A 19,993-nucleotide genomic window follows, 5' to 3' on the forward strand; every position below is an offset into this window, starting at 1 on the left:
AGGCCGATGCGGCCGAGTTCCTGGAAATCCGCTGCGCCCGGTCGGGTTTCCGCCGGGGCAGCGGATGGTCACTTGATCAGCGGATCGCGGGGCAGGCCGAGGATGCGCTCACCGATCTGGTTGCGCTTGATCTCGCTGGTGCCGCCCGCGATGGACAGCCCGCGGTGCAGCAGCGCCAGCGCACCGCTGAACGCGCCGGGCCCGTCCAGGTAGACCGCCTCGGGCCCGCTGAGGGCGTTCATGATGGCCGCGGCCTCGTGGCCCAGCTCGGAGAGCACGAGCTTGGTGATGGCTCCCTCGGGTCCCGGTTCGCCTCCGGCGACGGCGCGGTGCGCCGAACGCACGTTGAGCATCTCCATCGCGTGGTGCTCGGCGGCGTACCGGCCGACGCGGACGGCGCCGCCGGTGAGCCGGTCGGGGTGCGCGTCGAGGTGCGGGAGCATCGCCGAGGCCGGGGTGGACATGGTGCCCTGACCGCCGCCGATGCTGACGCTCTCGTTGCCGAGCGTGGCCCGCGCGACGGTCCACCCGCCGTTGACCGGACCGACGACGTCCTCGTCGGGGACGAAGACGTCCTGGAAGAAGACCTCGTTGAACTCCGAGGCGCCGGAGGGCATCTTGATCGGCCGCACGTCCACGCCCTCGGCCCGCATGTCGATGACCATCATCGTGATGCCCTGGTGCTTGGGCACCTCGGGATCGGTGCGCACGGTCGCGAAGCCCTTGCCCGCCTTGTGCGCTCCGCTCGTCCAGACCTTCTGGCCGTTGACGAGCCACCCGCCGTCGACGCGCGTCGCGCGGGTCGTGATCCCGGCGGCGTCGGATCCAGCGGCCGGTTCGCTGAACAGCTGGCACCAGATGACGTCCTGGCGCAGCGCGGGGCCGACCCACCGGCTCACCTGCTGCTCGGTGCCGTGCTGGATGAGCGTGAGGACGACCCAGCCGGTGATCCCGTAGTGGGGCCGCTTGACCCCGGCCGCCGCGAACTCCTGCTCCACCACGAGCTGTTCGACGGCGCCGGCAGCCCGGCCGTGGGGCTCGGGCCAGTGCGGCATCACGTAGCCGGTCTCGATCAGCCGTTCCTTCTGCCGCTCTTCGGGCAGCGCGGCCAGTTCTTCGGCGATGGCGCGGACTTCCGCGCGCAGGTCCTCGGCCTCGGGCGGCAGCTCGACGGTCCGGGCCCGGGTGACGCCCTGGCGGGTGAGCGCGGTGACCTCGCCGGCGGCGTTGTCGGCCGACAGGGTCGCGAGCAGCGTCGTCGCGCGTCGCACGTAGAGGTGCGCGTCGTGTTCCCAGGTGATGGCGATGCCGCCGTGCACCTGGGTGGTGAGGTTGGCGCACAGGTCCGCCGCGGGTGCGGCGAGCGCGGCGGCGGCCGCGGCGGCGAAGGTGAGCTGGTCACCGCCTGTCGCGGCCGCGCGGGCGGCGTCCCAGACGGCGCTGGTGGCCAGCTCGGTGGCCACGGCCATGTTCGCGCAGTGGTGCTTGACCGCCTGGAACGTGCCGATCACGCGCCCGAACTGCTCGCGCTCCTGCGCGTAGGCGGCGGCGAGCTCGGTGCACTCGCGGGCGACGCCGACGGCCTCGGCGGACAGGATCACGCGCGCCAGATCGACCAGCGCTCGCCGGCCCCCGACCAGGACCGCTGCCGGGGCGCCGTCCAGGGACACGCGAGCCGAGCGGCGGGACGGGTCCAGGTTGGCCGGAACCTCCGCGGTCACGGCGTCGCCGACCTCGACGACCACGACGTCGTCACCGGCCGGCAGCACCACCAGCCGCGCCAGGCCGCCTCCCAGCACCGCCGGGGCCGATCCCGACGCGGTTCCGCCGGAGACCTCCAGCCGGGCGTCGAGCGCGATACCGGCGGGCACCGAACCGTCGGCCAGGCCGGGCAGGAACCGCCGCTTGGTCTCCTCGTCGCCGACCGCATCGATCACGGCCGAGGCGATCGCGGTCGGTGCGAACGGTCCGGGCGCCACCGCCCGCCCCATCTGCTCGGCGACGATCGCGGTCTCCGCGAGCCCGAACCCGGCGCCACCGTGCTCCTCGGGCAGGTGCAGCCCCAACCAGCCCAGGTCGGCCGCCTCCTGCCAGAACGCGGGAAGGGGTTCCGAATCGGATTCCAGCAGCGCGCGGCCGGCAGCACGTGCGTCGCGCCGCGTCAGCAGAGCGGAAGCGGTCTCAGCCAGCAGCCGGTGATCTTCGTTGATCGCGATCGACATGTCTGAAGCCTAGGTTCAAAAAGGCCCCCAGCCCACCCAGGAGAGCCATCGGATCTCGCGGACCGCATCACCGCTGTCGCCCGCTGCGACCGCGAGACGACCGGCGAGAGACCGTCCACTGTGGCCTAGCGAGAAGCCTTGTGATCCAAGTCTCATTGGTCCGGCGCCGTTGATCACCCGGCCTGGGCGGCACTGCCCTGGCCGGGTGACCGCACGGGTGCTCAGAGGCGTTCGACGAGGGTTGCGTTGGCCATGCCGCCGCCCTCGCACATTGTCTGCAGGCCGTACCGGCCGCCGGTGGCCTGCAGCTGGTTGACCAGCGTGGTCAGCAGTCTCGTGCCGGAGGCGCCGAGCGGGTGGCCGAGCGCGATGGCCCCACCGCGCGGGTTGAGCCGGGCCGGGTCGGCGTCGAACTCGCGCTGCCACAGCAGCGGCACCGGGGCGAACGCCTCGTTGACCTCGTAGGCGTCGATCTCGTCGATCGACACGCCCGCGCGGTCCAGCAGCTTGCGGGTGGCCGGAACGACGCCGGTGAGCATGAGCAGCGGGTCGCTGCCGGTGACGGCGAAGCTGTGGAACCGGGCCTTCGGCTGCACGCCGAGCGCCGCGGCCTTGGCCTCGCTCATGATGAGCACCGCCGACGCGCCGTCGGTCAGCGGCGAGGAGTTGCCCGGCGTGATCCGCCAGTCGATCTCCGGGAAGCGCTTCGCCAGCTCCTCGTTCGCGAAGGAGGGGCGCAGGCCCGCGAGCCCGTCGGCGGTGGTCGACGCGCGCACGGTCTCGTCGGTGCTCACGACGCGCTCGGTGCCGTCCTCGCCGGTCACCGCCACGGGCAGGATCTCGTGCTCGAACGCGCCGGAGGCGGCGGTCTGCGCGGCGCGGGCGTGGGAGCGGGCGGAGAACTCGTCGAGCTCCTCGCGGCCGAACTTCCACCGCGCCGCGATCAACTCCGCCGAGACGCCTTGGTTCACCAGGCCTTCGGGGTAGCGCGCGGTCATCGACGGACCCCTGGGGTCGGTGCCCATCGGGGAAGTGCCCATCGGCACCCGGCTCATCGACTCCACACCGCACGCGATCACCACGTCGTAGGTGCCGGCGAGGACGCCCTGGGCGGCGAAGTGCGCGGCCTGCTGGCTCGAACCGCACTGCCTGTCGATGGTCGTGGCGGGCACCGATTCCGGGAAACCGGCTCCCAGCACGGCGTTGCGGGTGATGTTGAGCGCCTGCTCGCCGGCCTGGCCGACGCAGCCGCCGATGACGTCGTCGACCTCGCCGGGGTCGATGCCGGTTCGCTCGACGAGTCCGCGCAGCGCGCGGGTGAGCAGTTCGGCGGGGTGGATGCCCGAGAGCTGCCCTCCGGGTTTGCCCTTGCCTGACGGGGTTCTGATCGCGTCGACGATGACGGCGTCCATGGCGCTCCTCCTCGGAAAGTCCACTTAACGGTCGCTAAGGGTGCGCGGGGTGTCAATACGACGAACGCTTGGTTACTTAGCGCTCGCTCAGTATGCTGCCCTCCGGTTCTCGGTCGACATGTGAGGAGTCGGAAAGTGGACATCGAAGGTGCTGTCGCGCTCGTGACCGGAGGTGCGTCCGGGCTGGGCCTGGCCACGGTGGAGGAGCTGCGCGGTCAGGGCGCGAAGGTCGTCATCGTCGACCTGCCGTCCTCCCAGGGCGAGGCCGTGGCCGCGGAGCTGGGCGGCGGCGTCGTGTTCGCCGCGGCCGACGTCACCGACGAGGAGCAGGTCACCGCGGCGCTCGATGCCGCCGACGGCCTGGGGGCGTTGCGGATCGCGGTGAACTGCGCGGGCATCGGCAACGCCGCCAAGACCGTGGGCAAGAAGGGCGCCTTCCCGCTCGCCGACTTCACCAAGGTCATCAACGTCAACCTCATCGGCACCTTCAACGTGCTCCGGCTCGCCGCCGAGCGCATGTCCCGGACCGAGCCGGTCGGCGAGGAGCGGGGCGTCATCGTCAACACCGCCTCGGTCGCCGCGTTCGACGGGCAGGTCGGCCAAGCCGCCTACTCCGCGTCCAAGGGCGGCATCGTCGGCATGACGCTGCCCATCGCGCGGGACCTGGCGAGCCTGAAGATCCGGGTGACGACCATCGCCCCGGGCCTGTTCCACACCCCGCTGTTCTCAGCGCTGCCCGAGGAGGCGGTCGCTTCGCTCGGCGCGCAGGTCCCGCACCCGTCGCGGCTCGGCGAGCCGAGCGAGTACGGATCTCTGGTGCGCCACATCGTCGAGAACCCCATGCTCAACGGGGAGACCATCCGGCTGGACGGGGCCATCCGCATGGCACCCCGCTGAGGTTCGACCGAACCGGCCGGCGCCGGTCACCGGCCGGTAAGGTCACCCGCAGGCGGGAGAGGGAGAGACGTGATGGCTCAGGCGAGTGCGGCGAAGCCGGACGCCGCGTCCGGGTGGCGGGATTTCGGGCCGCTCGAACTGACGCCCATCCTCGACGCCGCGGTCGACGAGTTCCGCGAGAGCGGGTTCCACGGCGCGACCGTGCGCCAGATCGCTCGCCGGGTCGGCATGACCGTTCCCGCGCTGTACTACCACCACGAGAACAAGGAGGGACTGCTCGTCGCCCTCCTCGAACTGGGCACCAGCGACGTGGCCTGGCGCGTGCGCGCCGCCGCGCGCGAGGCCCCGGGGTCGCCGCGCGAGCAGTTCGTGAACGTCATCGAAGCCATCGTGCTGCACATGACCTACCGGTTCCGGCTGGCCGCGCTCGACAGCGAGACCCGGTACCTCTCGCCGAGCAACCGGCGCCGCTACAGCGCCCGCCGCAAGACCGTGGAGACCGTCCTCACCGAGGTCATCGAAACCGGCAGTCGCGAGGGCACCTTCACCATCGCCGAACCGGTGGAGACCTCACGGGCGTTGCTGGGCATGTGCCAGTCGGTCGCCCGCTGGTACCACGCCGACGGCCCGCTGAGCCCCGAGGAGATCGCGGCCCGCTACGTCGACATCGCCCTGATGACCGTCGGCGCCCACCCCCGACTGCAGCGCTGAGCTCATCGGGTCCATCGGCGCGGGAGGAGCCGGTTCCCGGCGACCGGCACGTCTCGGTGGCGGGGTTCTCCCCGCCGGGGTGGGGAGTTCAGAACTCCCGGTTGACCACGAGGTGGGCCACCTCCTCGATCCGCTCCGCCGCCCCCGGGCGGTACTCGGCTCGGCGGGCGGCCGAAAGCGATTCGGACATCAGCCTTTCGGCCTCCGACCGGCTCCACTGCCGGCCACCGGACTTGTCCACGAGCAGGGCCAGCCGTTCGACCTCGGTGTCGGTGAGCTCCCTGACCGGTCCCGCCCGCAGCGCCCTCGCCGAGCTTCCCACCGGCGAGACCTCGCTCGACATCGCGCACGTGCTCGCCGCCGACAACCTCGGGGAGCACGAGGGCCAGGACGAGCGACGGCTCTCGCTCGCCGAGGCGCAGGACTCCGACGGTTCGTGGGCCGCCGGCGCCTGCTACCGGATGGGCCGGTTCCAGGTCTACTTCGGATCGCGCTACCTGACGACGGCTTTCGCGATGCGCGCGCTGTGGCGGTCGGGCGAGGTGAGCCGGTGAGCGACTTCGGACTCCCCGTTCGCGACCGCATCTACCCGGAGGTCGCCGACATCGGCGATCGGCTGTGCCGGTGGGCGGCACGCGTCGGTCTGATCACCACCGACGCCGATGAGCGGCGGCTGCGCGGGGCCGGGTTCCACGAGGTCACGGCGATGGTGCTGCCGGACGACCCGGCGGAGGCCGTCGAGCTCTACGCGCAGTGGATCACGGTGCTGTTCCACCTCGACGACGAGCAGGACGACGACGCCGACCGCTCGGCGGATTCGGTGCGCGAGGTCTACGCGGCGATCACCGCTCTCATGCTGGGGCGACCGGTGCTGGTCGGCAGCCCGCTGATGTCGGCGATGGCCGACCTGTGGCCGCGCACGACGGCGGGCATGTCGGTGCGGTGGCGGTACCGCGTCGTCGCCCACCGCACGGCGGGGACCCTGCCCACGCCGGAGGAGTACCCGGTGCTGCGCCGGGAGACCAACGGCATGTTCAAGTTCGACGTCCTCGAATCCGCCTGCGGCACCGAGGTTCCCGAACCGCTGGTGTGCAGCGAGGCGTGGAAGGAGCTCTGCGCCGCCTCCAACGACCTCACGGCCTGGTGCAACGACATCCGCTCCCTGGCCAAGGAGTCGGCGAACGCGGAACCGACCAACTACGTCGCGGTGCTGCGCGGGGCCCACGCCTGCACCGAGGGCGAAGCCATCAGCGAGGTCCGCCGGCAGATCCTGCAGCGGCAGAAGGAGCTCGACGAGGCCGCCGCCGAGGTCCGCGATCAGCCGGAGGACCAGCCCGAAGAGCTGAGGGCGCGGATCGGCCACCTCACCGACGTCATCGGCCACATCCCGGGAGGGCACGCCTCCTGGCTGGACACCTCGGCCCGCTATCGGCCCCCGGCAGCGTAGCCGGACCTCCGCGCTCGCCGAGCGACCTCGGTCCCCGGGGAGGCCGCTCGGCGAGCCGGCGGTGGCCTGCGAGGGATGGGGCAGGTGAGGTGCTGGTGGCCGGTTGAGGTCGGGGTGCGAGTGGACGCTCGACGAAGTCGCTGAGAGGGGCGGGTAGGTGCTGCGCGCTACCGCAGGGATAAGTTAGGCTGGCCTAAGTCTTTGTGAGTGCGTTGAGGAGTTCGAGTGGCGACCTACCTGACCGTGACGGGTGCCGAGATGGTGACTCCCCGGGTGCGGCGACTGTGGTTCCGCAGTGATGACCTGTCGGCCTTCGCCGAGAGCGTGCACACCGACCGCTACGTCAAGCTGGTCTTCCCCAAGGAGGGCGTGACCTACCCGGAGCCGCTGGACGTCAAGGCGATGCGCGGCACGTTCCCGGCCGAGGACATGCCCACGGTGCGCACCTTCACCGCGCTGTTCCCGGACGTCGAGCGCGGCACCATGGCGATCGACTTCGTCATGCACGGCGACCAGGGCGTGGCCGGTCCGTGGGCCGCGAAGGCCGAGCCGGGCGACAGGTTGATCATCAACGGGCCGGGCGGCGCCTACAAGCCGGACCCGGAGGCCGACTGGCACTTGCTCGCGGGTGACGAGTCCGCGCTGCCCGCGATCTCCGCCGCGCTGGTCGGGATGCCCGCCGACGCCGTGGTGCGGGTGGTCATGCTCGTCGACTCGCCCGCCGCGGCGCCGGACCTGGCGCTGCCCGCGGCCGGCGAGGCCGTGTTCATCTACCGCTCGGACGTCGGCGAGGACGGCGCGCTGGAGAAGGCTGTGCGCGAGCTGGAGTGGCTGCCGGGCCGCGTGCACGCCTTCGTGCACGGCGAGGCCCAGGAGGTCATGCGTCGCGTCCGCCCCTACCTGTTCCGCGAGCGCGGGGTGGCCCGCGACCAGGCGTCGATCTCCGGGTACTGGCGCCACGGCCGCACCGAGGAGGCGTTCCGCGAGTGGAAGGCCGAGTTCAACAAGGCCGAGGCCGCGGCTCGCTGAGCCCGATCAGGCGGCGTTGGCGTTGCGCAGCGTGCGCATCGCGGCGGCCAGGCTCTGCGACTGCTGCTCGCCGAGCGGCTTGAGGATGCGGTCGCGCAGGATCTCGGCGCAGACCTTGCGCGCTTCCTCGGCCACCTCCAGGCCGTGGTCGGTGAGCACCGCGTAGACGACGCGGCGGTCTTCGGCCGAGGGCTCGCGGCAGATCAAGTCGGCCTTGGCCAGCCGGTCGGCGACCTTGGTGAAGCCACCGCTGCTCAGCGCGGCCTCCACGGCGAGCCGGGTCATCGGCAGTCGGTGGCCGGGGGAGCGCAGCAGTCTGATCAGGATGTCGAACGAGCCCGGGGCGAGGTCCACGCGCTGGCTGATCTCGTTCATCATCAGGCTGTGGGTGGCGTGGTAGCCCTCGATGACCAGACCCCACCAGGTGACGGTCTCGTCATCGCTGGGCAGATCGACCTCGTGGGCCACGGCTTCCGTTCCCTTCTGCGGACTCATCGCGCTCTCCGTTCTCGCCGTCGTGGTGACGGCTCCACGCACAATCTTACACGCAATCATCTTGAGCGAAAGATATCTCTCGAGGAGCCTCTTTTCTGCATGCGGTTGGTGAGATCCAGCCGTCCGCCCGATGGCGCCCTCCGGGTCCCCCGCGTCGAGCCGGTGTGCACTGTGGAGTGATCACCTTCCCCTGACCTGCCGTTAGCGGAGTCACAAACTCGCCACCCGGGTGCGTGCCGGCGGGTCTGCGTGCGAGCATCCCCCGGACCCAACAGCGCCGCGACGGCTGCGGCGGTTCGAGGAAAGGCTGGAACAGTGCAGGTCTTGTGGGGCATCGGCGGCATGGTCGTCGTACTGCTGCTGGCGTTGGCGCTGTCGACCGACCGGCGCGCGATCAACCTCCGCACGGTGCTCGGCGCGCTGGCGATCCAGATCGTCTTCGCCGTCGTCGTGCTGCGCTGGCCGCTCGGGCAGCAGGTGCTCGCCACCGTCGCGGCCGGGGTCACCAAGGTCATCGAGTCCTCGAAGGAGGGCATCGACTTCCTGGTCGGGCCGATCATGCCCACCGAGGGCACGGTCGTTGCCTTCCAGGTGCTGCCGATCATCATCTTCGTGTCCTCGCTGACCGCGGTGCTCTACCACCTGCACGTCCTGCAGTGGGTGGTGCGCATCATCGGTGGCGCGCTGCAGAGGGCACTGGGCACCACGCGGGCGGAGTCGCTGAACGCGACCGGCAACATCTTCCTCGGCCAGACCGAAGCGCCGCTGCTGGTGCGCCCCTACCTGTCGAGCATGAACAGGTCCGAGTTCTTCGCGGTCATGGTCGGCGGGCTGGCCACCGTGGCCGGCACCGTCATGGTCGGCTACGCCATGCTCGGCGCGAAGCTGGAGAACCTCATCGCCGCCAGCTTCATGGCCGCCCCCGCCGGTCTGCTCATGGCCAAGCTGATCATGCCGGCCCCCAAGGACGAGCCGAGCTCCGACGACGCCCAGGTGTCCGAGGACGACGAGGCGGCCGAGGAGGAGGAGTCCCAGAAGGTCGCCTTCGGCACGGCCGCTCCCGCGTTGGAGGAGAAGCCGCGCAACGTCATCGACGCCGCGGCCACCGGTGCCTCCGACGGCCTCAAGCTGGCGCTCAACGTCGGCGCCATGCTCTTCGCCTTCGTCTCGCTGATCGCGCTGCTGAACCTCGTCGTCGGTGCCCTCGGTGGGTTGTTCGGCCTGCCGGACCTGACCCTGCAGCAGATCCTCGGCTACGTGTTCTCGCCGCTGATGTGGGTGATCGGCGTGCCGTGGCACGAAGCGATCGCCGCGGGCGGTTTCGTCGGTGAGAAGCTGGTGATCAACGAGTTCGTGGCGTTCGGCGACTTCGGGCCTCAGGCCGGCAACTTCAGCGAGAAGACCGCCACCATCGTCACCTTCGCGCTCACCGGCTTCGCCAACCTGGGCTCGCTGGCGATCCTGCTGGGCGGCCTCGGGGGTCTCGTGCCCGCCAAGCGCGGCTGGATCGCCAAGGACGGCATCCGCGCGGTCCTCGCCGCGACCCTCGCCAACCTCCTGAGCGCCACCATCGCCGGAATCCTGGTCTAAGCACCATCCCCGCGGTCAGCGCCCGGTCGCGGCGGCAATCCGTCACCCGACGACGCCGGTGGCCGGTGGCCGCGGCGGTTCGTGACCGGATTACCGCCGTTCTCGGGTGTCCGATTACGGCGGTAATCCGTGCGCCGGTGGTGGCGGTGGTCGTAGTGGATGGACGACTCACCCGGATTACCGCCGTGTTCAGGTGCCTGATTGCGGCGGTAATCCGTCATCCTGCACGCGGTGCCGCTCCGCGCGTTCTTCGGAAGGGTTTCGGGAGGCTGGTGCTGCCGTGCCGACGATGATCCCCTAACCAAGCGATTGTTTGGTACGGTGCCTCCGGTGTTCGCGGTGGGGAGCGGGAGGCGCGATGCTGATCAGCGACGTGGTGGCCTTGGCCGCCGGGCGAACGCCCGGAGCTCCGGCGCTGACCTTCGAGTCCACCACCTGGACCTTCGGTGAGCTCCACGCGTCGATCCGCCGCCTGGCCCACGGGCTGGCCGGCATCGCCCGGCGCGGTGACCGGATCGCCGTGCTCACCGAGAACAACGTCGAGTACGTCCTGGCCTACTACGCGGTCCCGCTCGCCGGGATGGTGCTGCTGCCGGTGAACTACCGGCTCGCGCAGCGCGAGATCGCCGACCAGCTCGCCGACGCCGCGCCGACCGCGCTGATCACCGAGGCCAAGTACCTCGACCCGGCGCGGCACGCCGCCGACGCGGTGCCGTCGATCCGCACGGTCGTCACCGTCGACGACGTCGCGGGCACCACGCCCTTCAGCGCGCTGATCGACGGCAAACCGGACACCGAACCCGAGCGCGCCGACGAGAACGCGCCCGCGTGGCTGATCTACACCTCCGGCACCACCGGGCGCGCCAAGGGCGCCGTGCTGACCCACCGCAACGTCGTGGCGGGCGCGGTCAACGCCGTGCTGAGCTGGCCGCGCGCGACCGAGGAGCGTCCGGTGACGCTGGTGCCGTGGCCGCTGTGCCACATCGCCGGGTACAACGTGCTCGTCGCGCACCTGACCGCCGAGAACGTGGTGCTGCTGCGCCGTTACAGCACCGAAGGCTTCCTCGACGCCGTGCAGCAGCACGGGGTCACCGCCACCACGGTCGCGCCCACGATGCTGGAGATGCTGCTGCGCCATCCCGGCATCGGCGCCTGCGACACCGCCTCCATCGCCCGCATCGGCTACGGCTCGGCGCCGATGCCGGTGACCACGCTCCGCGAGGCGATGAACCGCTTCCCGCACGCCGGGCTCCGCGCCGGGTTCGGCATGACCGAACTCGCCGGCAACGCGCTCGCGCACGGCCCCGAGGGGCACCGGGCGGCAGCGTCCGGACGTCCGGAACTGCTGGCCTCGGCGGGCCGGTCGATGCTGCTGTCGGCCGCGCGCATCGTCGACGACGAGGGCGTCGAGCTCGGCCCCGAGGAGGTCGGCGAGTTGGAGATCCGCGGTGATCAGGTCTTCTCCGGGTACTGGAACCGGCCCGAGGCGACGGCGGAGGCGTTCCGCGACGGGTGGTTCCGCACCGGCGATCTCGCCCGGCGGGACGCCGAGGGTCGCTTCGCCATCGTCGACCGGCGCAAGGACATGATCCTCACCGGTGGGGAGAACGTCTACTCCCGCGAGGTCGAGGACGTCCTGCACCAGCACCCGCGCATTGCGGCCGCCGCCGTCGTCGGGGCGCCGGACGAGCTGTGGGGCGAGCGCGTCGTCGCCGTCATCGAAGCCGACGGCGAGCCGGACCTCACCGAACGCGAGATCCGCGAGTTCTGCGCGACGCACCTCGCCGGCTACAAGTGCCCGCGACAGGTGCTGGTGGTCGACGAGCTCCCGCGCAACACGGCGGGCAAGGTCCTCAAGCGCGAACTCCGCGAGCGGGTTCGCTGACCTCGACGAGGAGGAGCACCAGTGGAGATCAACGGCAAGAAGGCGGTCGTGTTCGGCGGAGCCTCGGGCATGGGCCGGGCCAGCGCGGAACTGCTCGCGGCGCAGGGGGCGTCGGTGGCGATCGCCGACCTCGCCGACTCGGCGGGCCAGGACGTCGCCGCGCAGCTCGGCGGCACGTTCCACCCGGTCGACGTCACCGACTTCGCCGGCGTCGAGCACGCGCTCGACGCGGCCGTCGCCGAGCTGGGCGGGCTGCACATCACCGTGACCACGGCCGGCGGCGGCATGGCGCAGCGCACGTTGGGCAAGCAGGGGCCGCACGACCTCGACGCGTTCCGCCGGATCCTGGACCTCAACACGGTCGGCACCTTCAACATCAGCCGCTTGGCGGCGGCGCACATGAACGACAACGAGCCCGAGGACGGTGAGCGCGGGGTCATCATCAACACCTCGTCGATCGCCGCTTTCGAGGGTCAGGTCGGGCAGGTCGCCTACACCGCGGCCAAGGCCGCGATCGCCGGGATGTGCCTGACCATGGCCCGCGACCTCGGGTCGATGGGCATCCGCGTGCTGGCCATCGCGCCGAGCCTGTTCGAAACCGGGCTGGTGAAGGGAGCTCCGGAGGACGTCAAGGCCGCGCTGGTCAAGGACGCGGCGTTCCCCCGGCGCATGGGTCGCCCCGAGGAGTACGCGAAGCTGGTGCGGGCCATCGTCGACAACCCGATGCTCAACGGCCAGTGCCTGCGGCTGGACGCGGGCCAGCGCTTCGCGCCGAAGTGAGTCTTGGCAGCCCGAGTTGATCGGCGTAGCCTGCCCGCATCCATGAACGTGAATTCGCTTCACATTCACCGAGAGGCAGGCTCATGCCCGTTGCCAGGAGGCAGGTGCTGGCCGCGGCCGCCGTCGCACCGCTCGCCGCCACGATGTTCGGCGTCATCCCCGCGTCCGGCCAGGAGGCCACCGGCTACCGGGTCGGGCGCGGGGTCGCGGACGTGACCGGTCCGGCCGCTGAGAACGGCATGATGGGCTACTCCATGCCGCAGCAGCAGACCGCGGGCATCCACCTGCGCACGCTCGCGCGCGCGTTCGTCGTGGACGACGGCGCGAACCGCGTGGTGTTCGTGACCGCCGAGCTGGGCGCGCTGTTCCAGTCGGTGCACCAGGCGGTGCTGCGCCGCCTGGCCGAGAACTACGGCGGTCTCTACACCGAGCAGAACGTGCTGCTCAACGCGACCCACACGCACGCCGCCTGCGGGGGAGACTCGCACTACGCCGCGTACGACCTGGCGACGCTGGGCTTCCAGGAGCAGGTCTTCAACGCCGTCCTCGACGGCATCAGCGAGGCGATCGGCCAGGCGCACGACGACCTGCGACCCGGCGCGCTCTCGCTCGGGCGGGCCGAACTCACCGACGCCAGCGTCAACCGCTCCCGCAGCGCCTTCGACCTCAACCCGGCGGAGGACACCCGGCACTTCCCGCAGGCGATCGACCCGGCGGTGACGGTGCTGCGCTTCTCCCAGGGCGGGCGGGACGTCGGCGCGATCACCTGGTTCGCCACCCACGGCACCTCGATGACCAACGAGAACCACCTGATCAGCTCGGACAACAAGGGATACGCGGCCTTCGCCTGGGAGCAGCGCGACGCCGGGTTCGTGGCCTGCTTCGCCCAGACCAACGCCGGCGACATGTCGCCCAACCTGGAACTGGCGCCCGGATCCGGGCCGACCGACGACGAGTTCGACAACACCCGGATCATCGGCGAACGCCAATTCCGCGCCGCGCGACGGGCTTTCGAATCCGCGCGAGAGCCGATGAGCGGTCCGGTCGACTCCGCGCTGTGCTACGTCGACCTCTCCGAGGTCACTGTGGACGGACGATTCACCCCGGACGGCAAGACGCATCGCACCTGCACCGCGGCCATCGGGATGTCGATGCTGGCCGGCAGCACCGAGGACGGCCCGGGAATCCCCATCGGCGAAGGAATTCGCAACCCGCTGCTGGACTGGCTCGGGGGAGCAGACGTACCCGTCCCGCCGGAGCTCGCCGACGAGCAGGCGCCCAAACCCGTCGCGGTGCCCTTCGGCGCGATGCAGCCGCACCCGTGGTGCCCGCAGGTGCTGCCGTTGCAGCTGATGCGCATCGGTGAGCTCTACCTGGTCGCCGGACCCGCCGAGTTCACCATCGTCGCCGGCCTGCGGATCCGCCGGAGCGTTGCCGCCGAACTCGGCGTCCCGCTGGAGAACGTGCTGCTGCAGGGTTACGCCAACGCCTACAGCCAGTACGTCACCACGCCCGAGGAGTACGACTCCCAGCAGTACGAGGGAGCCTCCACCCTCTTCGGCCGCTACACGCTCCCGGCCTACCAGCAGGAGTTCACCCGGCTGGCCGCGGCGATGCGCGCGGGGGAGCAGCTCCCGCTCGGTCCCGTTCCGCCCGACATGAGCGGGACGTTGCCGAACTTCCAGCCGGGCGTCGTCTTCGACGCCCCGCCTCCCGGCCGCGCCTTCGGCGACGTCCTCGCCGAGCCCGCGAGCGGTTACCGCCGGGGCGATCGGGTCGCGGCCGAGTTCGTCACCGGGCACCCCAAGAACGACCTGCGCCGCGGCGGCACCTACGCCGAGGTCCAGCGCCTCGTGGACAGCCGGTGGGTGCCGGTGGCCGACGACCGCGACTGGTCCACCCAGTACCATTGGAAGCGCAGCGGTGTCGCGTCCTCCACGGCGACGATCACCTGGGACGTTCCGGCGGAAGTGCCGACCGGTCGCTACCGCATCGTCCACAACGGAGACTGGAAAGCAGCGGCCTCGGGCGAGATCACGCCGTTCACCGGACGCAGTCGGGATTTCCTCGTGGCGTGAATGCGAAGTTCGAGCGCGCGCGTGGTCGAATCGTAATGTTCCAGCGTGGGAAATGCGGAGTCCGAAGTTCGACACGGGTGGAACTCGGAGCTCGGGTCGCGTACACGTGGGGACAGCACTTGACAAGTCCGAACCAGGAAGGTGTTCATGACCTCTTCGCCGAACGAGCCCGGCCAGAGCGGCTCCGAGAAGCAGCCCGCTGAGGAGACCGAGACCTCGGCAGTGGAGCAGCCCTCGGAGAGCTCCGCAGCCGGCCACGGCGACGCCGAGTCCGGCGCTGAGAAGTCGGGCGCCGAGCAGCCTGGTGCCGAGCAGGGCGAGCCCGATGCGGAGCAGACCGAGAAGGCTCAGCCCGCAGCCGAGACCACCGAGTCGAACGAGTCGTCCGAGTCCGCTGAGGCTTCTGAGGCGTCTGCGGCCACCGAGTCCGGTGAGGAGCCCGCGAGGAAGAGCAAGGTCGGCATGATCGTCGCGGTCGCGGCCTCCGCGCTCGTCATCGCGGTCGTGGCCGTCGGTGCCTTCTGGCTGTTCAGCGGCAGCTCCGCCCAGTCGACCGCCGAGGACTACGCGGCGCTGTCGACCAAGGAGACCCAGGACCCGCGCAGCGTCAAGGCCGACGACTACCGCGCGGTGGTCTGCAACAGCGCGATGCCGCAGATCGAGGAGCTGCAGAAGCAGAAGGAGGAGTTCCTCAAGGTCGCCAAGCCGCAGGACCTCGAGATGCTCAAGCAGGTCAAGACCACCGTCAAGTCGGTCCAGGAGAACGGCGACACGGGCACCGCGACCATGGAGTCCACCGTTCCCGGCCAGCCGCCGCAGGCCGCCGACCTCAAGCTCGTCAAGGAGGACGGCGACTGGAAGCTCTGCGCCTGAGCAGTCCCTTCTCGGTGCCCGGTCGTCGCTGCGACCGGGCACCGATGAGTTTCACGGGCGGTCGCGGTCTCCATTCGTGACCGCCCGTGACACTCATCCGTGGGAGAGACCATGACCACCACGCACGCACTGCCGCCCGTCGTGGACGCCGACACCTGGCAGCGCGAGCTCGACGCGTTGCGCGCCCGCGAGAAGGCGGCGACGAAGGAGCTCGATGCGATCGCCGCGCAGCGCCGCCGCCTGCCGATGGTGCGGATGCCCGATTACGTCCTCGAAGGCGAAGCAGGACCGGTCTCGCTGGCCGAGATCTTCGACGGCGCCTCGCAGCTGATCGTGTACAACCACATGTGGTTCCCGGGGGAGAAGTGGCAGTGCCACGGCTGCACCGGGTTCACCTCGCAGTTCACCCGGTTGGACTTCCTCCGCGACTACGACGCGCGGTTCGTCATCGTCACCCAGGGGCCGATCGACGAGGCCGTGGCCTACAAGCGCCGCGTCGGCAACGCCTTCCCCTGGTATTCGACCGCGAACAGCTCCTTCGGCGCCGATGTCGGCGCGCCTCCCGGCGGCGGCTTCGGGCTGAACGTCTTCCTGCGCGACGGCGACACCGTCTACCGCACCTGGCACACCACGGGCAGGGGCATCGAACAGCTCGGGCACACCTTCGCGCTGATCGACGCCCTGCCCTACGGCCGCCGCGAGGCCTGGCAGGACTCCCCGGCGGGCTGGCCGAACGACGAGGACCCCGGAAGTCGCTGGCAGTCCTCCGAAACCGTCGCCGAGCGCTACGGCCGGCCCGACGCCTGAGTCACGCCGCTGCCGGTCGCGGTGAGCGGCGCAGCGCACGGCCGAGGGCGAGCGCGCCGGGTCCTGTGAAGGCCAGGAGCAGGAAGGACCAGGCGAACAGCGCAGCCTGCTCCCCTTGGTTCTGCAGGGGGAGCAGGCCGTCGGGCTGGTGCACGATGAAGTAGGCGTAGGCCATCGAGCCGGAGGCGAGCACCGCGGCGCCGCGGTGCAGCACGCCGAAGGCGACGAGGAGCCCGCAGCCCAGCTGGATCACCGCCGCCCACCACGAAGGCCAGGTACCGAACGGCACCGTCCCGCCGCCGGTTCCCTGAACGCCGCCGAAGACGCCGAACAGCGATGCCGCGCCGTGGCTGGCGAACAGCGCACCGACGACGATCCGGAACGCGCCGAGGGCGTAGGGCGCGAGGGCGGTTGCTTTCCTGTCGAGAATGGGCATTCGCGACTCCTCAGGTGCGAGCGGACACCCGATGAGCGTTAAGTTAGGCTAGCCTAATGTCAAGGTGATCAACCGGACTGTCCAGAACCGGAAGCACGCCCGACTGCGAACGGCCGACCAGGTGCGCACCAGTGGCTGCGACCTGATTCCCCTGGTCAGCGGCCTGGCGTCAGCTGGTAAACGGGAACGATTCAGTCGACGAACCCTCACCCCGTGTACTTCCGGCCGATGTACTCCTCCCCGGCCAGGGTCGGCAGGCGCGTCCAGCCCGCGCGGTCGTGATGCCGGAACCCGAAGTCGACCTGACGCGTGGGGAAGTCGTAGACGATCCGGTCGACGGTGCCCCAGGGCGCGGTCTCCGGCCCGCCCGGCAGAGCCGAGGCCATGCGCACGTAGGTCGCGGTCTGGGCGCTGGTGGCGAAGTTGCCGCCCCAGTCGGTGAACGTGGAGTTCGACAGCACGCCCGGGTCGATGTGCTCGGCCGCGCTCACCCGGACGGTCGGCGGATTGGTCATGCCGTGCGCGACCTCCGCGTGGTCGATGTCCGGCCACAGCATCGCCGAGAGCTGGTCGGCGAAGACGGTCTGCCCGTCGGTGACGGTCGTGACCGGCCGGATCTTGGTCAGGCGCGGTTCACCGACCGCCAGCCACGGCCCGCGCTGCTCGGCGACGACGCGGATCGCGCGCGCCGGCTGCGGCAGCGCCACCGCGAGCTCCTGCCAATGGCGGGCTCCCAGTGCGGCATCGGGGGTCAGCGGGAGGCCGACCACACCGGAGGGCGTGTCGGCCTGCACCTCGAGCCGGTGCGCGGTGAGGCCTTCGCCGAGCACCGGGACCGTGACGTGGGTGCCGTCCCCGGTCGCGGGCACCGGGTACCAGCCCGTGACGAGCGCGCCCTTCCCGGTGGGCGGGGTCGTGCGGCTGTGCCACACCGCCCCGGGTGCCGACGGCGGCACCGGAAGCGGCGAGGTCGTGACGAAATCGCCGCGCACGACGGCGGGTTCGGCCGGAGCGGGTGGCTGGACGTCGGCGTCGGCGAGGACCTGGACGTGGTCGGCGAGCCCGGCCGTGCGGCCGGTGGTGGCGAACTCGAAACCACCGCTGGCGACCGTCCAGCCCGGCGCCTGCCGGAACGGCGCGTAGGCGAACACCGCGAACATGCCGATGACCAGCAGCAGCGCGGTGGCGATCAGCACGCCGCGTTCCGGCCGCAGCAGCACGCCCAGCCGTCGGCGGCGTCGCCACAGGCCGAACGCGGCGATCGCCACGGCCAGCCCGACCCACAGCTTGGCGTCGCGCAGGAACACGTCCCCGATGTGCGGTGCCGTCATGCTCAGCTCGATCTTCGACAGCGACGGCGGGAGGTGGTTGCCGAAGGACTGGCCGCGGTCGCTGAACGGCTTCCAGATGTTCGGTCCGGAGAACCCGGCGGCGGCCACCGCGATCAGCACACCCGCCCCGGCGATGCTCGCCACCGCTCCCGTGGTGCGCGGCAGCGGCGAGCGCAGCAGCGCGGTCGTCAGCAGCACGATCGCCGGGGCGGCCAGGGCGCCGAAGTGCAGCACCCACTTGGTGGGGCTCAGCGCCAGGAACGCCATCGCCAGCGCGGTGACCACGGCGCTGCTGAGCATCAGCCACCGGACCGTGCCCGGCGCGGCCCGGCGGCCGCGGCCCAGCGCCACCAGCAGTCCCACGCCGAGGGTCATCAGCACCGGGAGGCGCAGCGCCCACGGCCCGCTCATGAGGGTGTCGATGTGCCGCCACTCCTCGTACCAGGCGAACGAGCCGTAGTACCAGCGGTGCACCTTGGTCGCCTCGAGCACGTCCCCGAAGGTCGCGTCGGCGAAAGCGACCGGAACGATGGCGGTTCCGGTTGCCACGACCGTCAACCCCGCCACCGAACGCGACTTCCAGCTGCGGTCGCGCAACCACCGCCACAGCCACGGCAACGCCGGGGCCAGCGGCGCCCACGCCACGAGACCTGACGGCGAGCAGCTCAGCGCCAGTGCCGCGACCAGCGTCGCCGCAGCCGCCGCGGGGATGCTCTCGCGGCGGCGGGCCGTCTCGGCGAGCAGCATCGTCACCGCGGTCAGGCACAGGATCAGCGGTTCCGGGCGCAGCGTCATCCCGTAGGGCAGCCACCAGGCCAGGAACGCCAGTCCCAGCGCCCACGGCACCCACGGGTTGCCGGCGGTGCGACCGAGCGTCGTGGTCAGCAGGCGACGCAGCGCGACCCAGGTGATCAGCCCGTAGGCCAGCGGCAGCAGCCGCAGCCACCACAGCGAGAACTCACCGAGCCGGCCCCAGAACTGCATCAGGTACTGGCTGAGCACGAACGGGTTCTCGGTGGCGTTGAACATGTAGACGTAGTTGCCTAGGTATCCCGACGCGCCGGCGTTGCGGGACATCAGGACGTACCACGCGTCGTCGTACTGCACCGGGCCGAGCAGCACCCACGACGTGGCCGTGACGCCGACGACCAGGTCTGCCCAGCGGGGCCGCGCTCGCGGGATCCGCACCGGTCCCCAGTGCCGCCACGCCAGCACCAGGGTCGCTCCGAGTGCGATCAGATGGGCCCACAGCAGAAGGGTTTTGAGCCCGTTGGGCTGGGAGTTGTAGCGGTCGTCGGTGTGCAGCACGACCGCCAGCCCGCCCGCCTGCGGCATCCCCTCGGCGGCGGTGATCAGCGCCGCCACCGAGGGCACCGGCAGGTCGGGGAAGTTCGCCACCGGCGCGGAATCGCGCGTGATGGACAGGCCGGTCGCGGTCGCGGCGATGCGGTAGTCGCAGCCGTCGGCCGGGATGGGTTCGTCGAGCACCGGAGTTCCGGCGGCGAGCACCGAAACCCGGCCCGCGGCGGCGGTGACGGCCAGTCCGGTGGCCGGGCTCGCCCCGGCCGGGACGGTGCGCAGGACGTCGCCGTTGCCGACGGCGCGCAGCGCGGCGCAGGGGATCGTCGCGTGCAGCGACAGCGGGCGAGGCGGGCTCAGCGGAACCACCGTCGAACTGGGCAACTTGCCCGCCTGCGGCCAGGAAACCACCGGATCCGAGGCTGTGACCGGCGCGAAGGGGATCGCGACGCCGAGCAGTACCGCGATCGCCGCGAGCACGCCGCACCACCACGCTCGGCGATCAACCGGGGCCGGCCGGATGCGCGGGCGGCGCGCGGAGGTGGATGGGTTCAGTGCAGGAGGGGACTGCGATACGACCACGCCAAAGTCATCGACGGCCCGCCCCGTCAACTGCACTACACGATCGAGTGCGCGAAATACGAACGAGATTCACCGACCTCGGTGGTGGGAGCAACCGGATCGATCGGGCTGCGGGTTTT

Annotated in this window: 16 protein-coding genes; 11 read left to right on the forward strand and 5 right to left on the reverse strand. The window is 71.1% G+C overall.

The genetic code is table 11. The annotated features are described in order from the left end of the window. Window positions 1-68 precede the first annotated feature (68 nt). Together E1202_RS21705 and E1202_RS21710 are read right to left on the reverse strand one after the other, a co-directional pair. Complete coding sequence (locus E1202_RS21705) at window positions 69-2,222, reverse strand: acyl-CoA dehydrogenase (protein ID WP_132684987.1); 2,154 nt, start codon at window positions 2,220-2,222, stop codon at window positions 69-71. A gap of 221 nt (window positions 2,223-2,443) precedes the next feature. Then, on the reverse strand, window positions 2,444-3,634 hold the full coding sequence (locus E1202_RS21710) for a thiolase family protein (protein WP_132684988.1): 1,191 nt from the start codon (window positions 3,632-3,634) through the stop codon (window positions 2,444-2,446). A gap of 135 nt (window positions 3,635-3,769) precedes the next feature. On the opposite strand from E1202_RS21710, the gene E1202_RS21715 reads away from it, so the two are divergent. The 5 genes from E1202_RS21715 to E1202_RS21735 all read left to right on the forward strand — a co-directional run bounded on the left by E1202_RS21715 (window position 3,770) and on the right by E1202_RS21735 (window position 7,718). After that, the gene (locus E1202_RS21715; RefSeq protein ID WP_132684989.1) at window positions 3,770-4,531 is read left to right on the forward strand and encodes a 3-hydroxyacyl-CoA dehydrogenase; all 762 of its coding nucleotides are present in this window, start codon (window positions 3,770-3,772) and stop codon (window positions 4,529-4,531) included. A 72-nt stretch (window positions 4,532-4,603) separates the two neighbouring features. After that, entirely contained in the window at window positions 4,604-5,242 is a 639-nt protein-coding gene (locus E1202_RS21720; protein ID WP_132684990.1) for a TetR/AcrR family transcriptional regulator, read from the forward strand. Window positions 5,243-5,514: 272 nt separating this feature from the next. Then, entirely contained in the window at window positions 5,515-5,796 is a 282-nt protein-coding gene (locus tag E1202_RS21725; RefSeq protein WP_165943935.1) for a hypothetical protein, read from the forward strand. After that, entirely contained in the window at window positions 5,793-6,689 is an 897-nt protein-coding gene (locus E1202_RS21730; RefSeq protein ID WP_132684992.1) for a terpene synthase family protein, read from the forward strand. The genes E1202_RS21725 and E1202_RS21730 overlap by 4 nt, the downstream gene beginning before the upstream one ends. A gap of 225 nt (window positions 6,690-6,914) precedes the next feature. Then, window positions 6,915-7,718 carry a siderophore-interacting protein gene (locus tag E1202_RS21735; RefSeq protein WP_235878828.1) on the forward strand — a complete coding sequence of 268 codons (804 nt, stop codon included), beginning with the start codon at window positions 6,915-6,917 and terminating at the stop codon, window positions 7,716-7,718. 6 nt (window positions 7,719-7,724) lie between these two features. Here the strand turns inward: E1202_RS21735 and E1202_RS21740 are convergent, their stop codons facing one another. Beyond that, window positions 7,725-8,213: a MarR family winged helix-turn-helix transcriptional regulator gene (locus E1202_RS21740; protein ID WP_132684993.1), complete on the reverse strand. Its 489-nt coding sequence runs from the start codon at window positions 8,211-8,213 to the stop codon at window positions 7,725-7,727. Window positions 8,214-8,528: 315 nt separating this feature from the next. On the opposite strand from E1202_RS21740, the gene E1202_RS21745 reads away from it, so the two are divergent. From E1202_RS21745 to E1202_RS21770, 6 genes are all read left to right on the forward strand, one after another. After that, complete coding sequence (locus tag E1202_RS21745; protein WP_207918851.1) at window positions 8,529-9,803, forward strand: NupC/NupG family nucleoside CNT transporter; 1,275 nt, start codon at window positions 8,529-8,531, stop codon at window positions 9,801-9,803. Window positions 9,804-10,161: 358 nt separating this feature from the next. After that, window positions 10,162-11,688 carry a class I adenylate-forming enzyme family protein gene (locus E1202_RS21750; RefSeq protein ID WP_132684994.1) on the forward strand — a complete coding sequence of 509 codons (1,527 nt, stop codon included), beginning with the start codon at window positions 10,162-10,164 and terminating at the stop codon, window positions 11,686-11,688. A 21-nt stretch (window positions 11,689-11,709) separates the two neighbouring features. Further along, on the forward strand, window positions 11,710-12,468 hold the full coding sequence (locus tag E1202_RS21755) for an SDR family oxidoreductase (protein ID WP_132684995.1): 759 nt from the start codon (window positions 11,710-11,712) through the stop codon (window positions 12,466-12,468). Between the two features lie 83 nt (window positions 12,469-12,551). Beyond that, window positions 12,552-14,546, forward strand: a complete 1,995-nt coding sequence (locus E1202_RS21760) for a neutral/alkaline ceramidase (RefSeq protein WP_132684996.1) — start codon at window positions 12,552-12,554, stop codon at window positions 14,544-14,546. A gap of 147 nt (window positions 14,547-14,693) precedes the next feature. Then, window positions 14,694-15,419: an Rv0361 family membrane protein gene (locus E1202_RS21765; protein ID WP_132684997.1), complete on the forward strand. Its 726-nt coding sequence runs from the start codon at window positions 14,694-14,696 to the stop codon at window positions 15,417-15,419. A gap of 111 nt (window positions 15,420-15,530) precedes the next feature. Further along, a complete protein-coding gene (locus tag E1202_RS21770) occupies window positions 15,531-16,226 on the forward strand; it encodes a DUF899 domain-containing protein (protein WP_132684998.1) in 696 nt (231 codons plus the stop codon). Between the two features lies 1 nt (window position 16,227). Here E1202_RS21770 and E1202_RS21775 read toward each other — a convergent pair whose 3' ends face one another. Further along, window positions 16,228-16,662: a DoxX family protein gene (locus tag E1202_RS21775; protein ID WP_132684999.1), complete on the reverse strand. Its 435-nt coding sequence runs from the start codon at window positions 16,660-16,662 to the stop codon at window positions 16,228-16,230. Between the two features lie 206 nt (window positions 16,663-16,868). Continuing rightward, complete coding sequence (locus E1202_RS21780) at window positions 16,869-19,772, reverse strand: arabinosyltransferase domain-containing protein (protein ID WP_132685000.1); 2,904 nt, start codon at window positions 19,770-19,772, stop codon at window positions 16,869-16,871. Window positions 19,773-19,993 lie beyond the last annotated feature (221 nt).

The sequence above is a fragment of the Saccharopolyspora karakumensis genome (assembly GCF_004349225.1).
In the GTDB taxonomy this organism is placed as follows: Bacteria; Actinomycetota; Actinomycetes; order Mycobacteriales; family Pseudonocardiaceae; genus Saccharopolyspora; species Saccharopolyspora endophytica.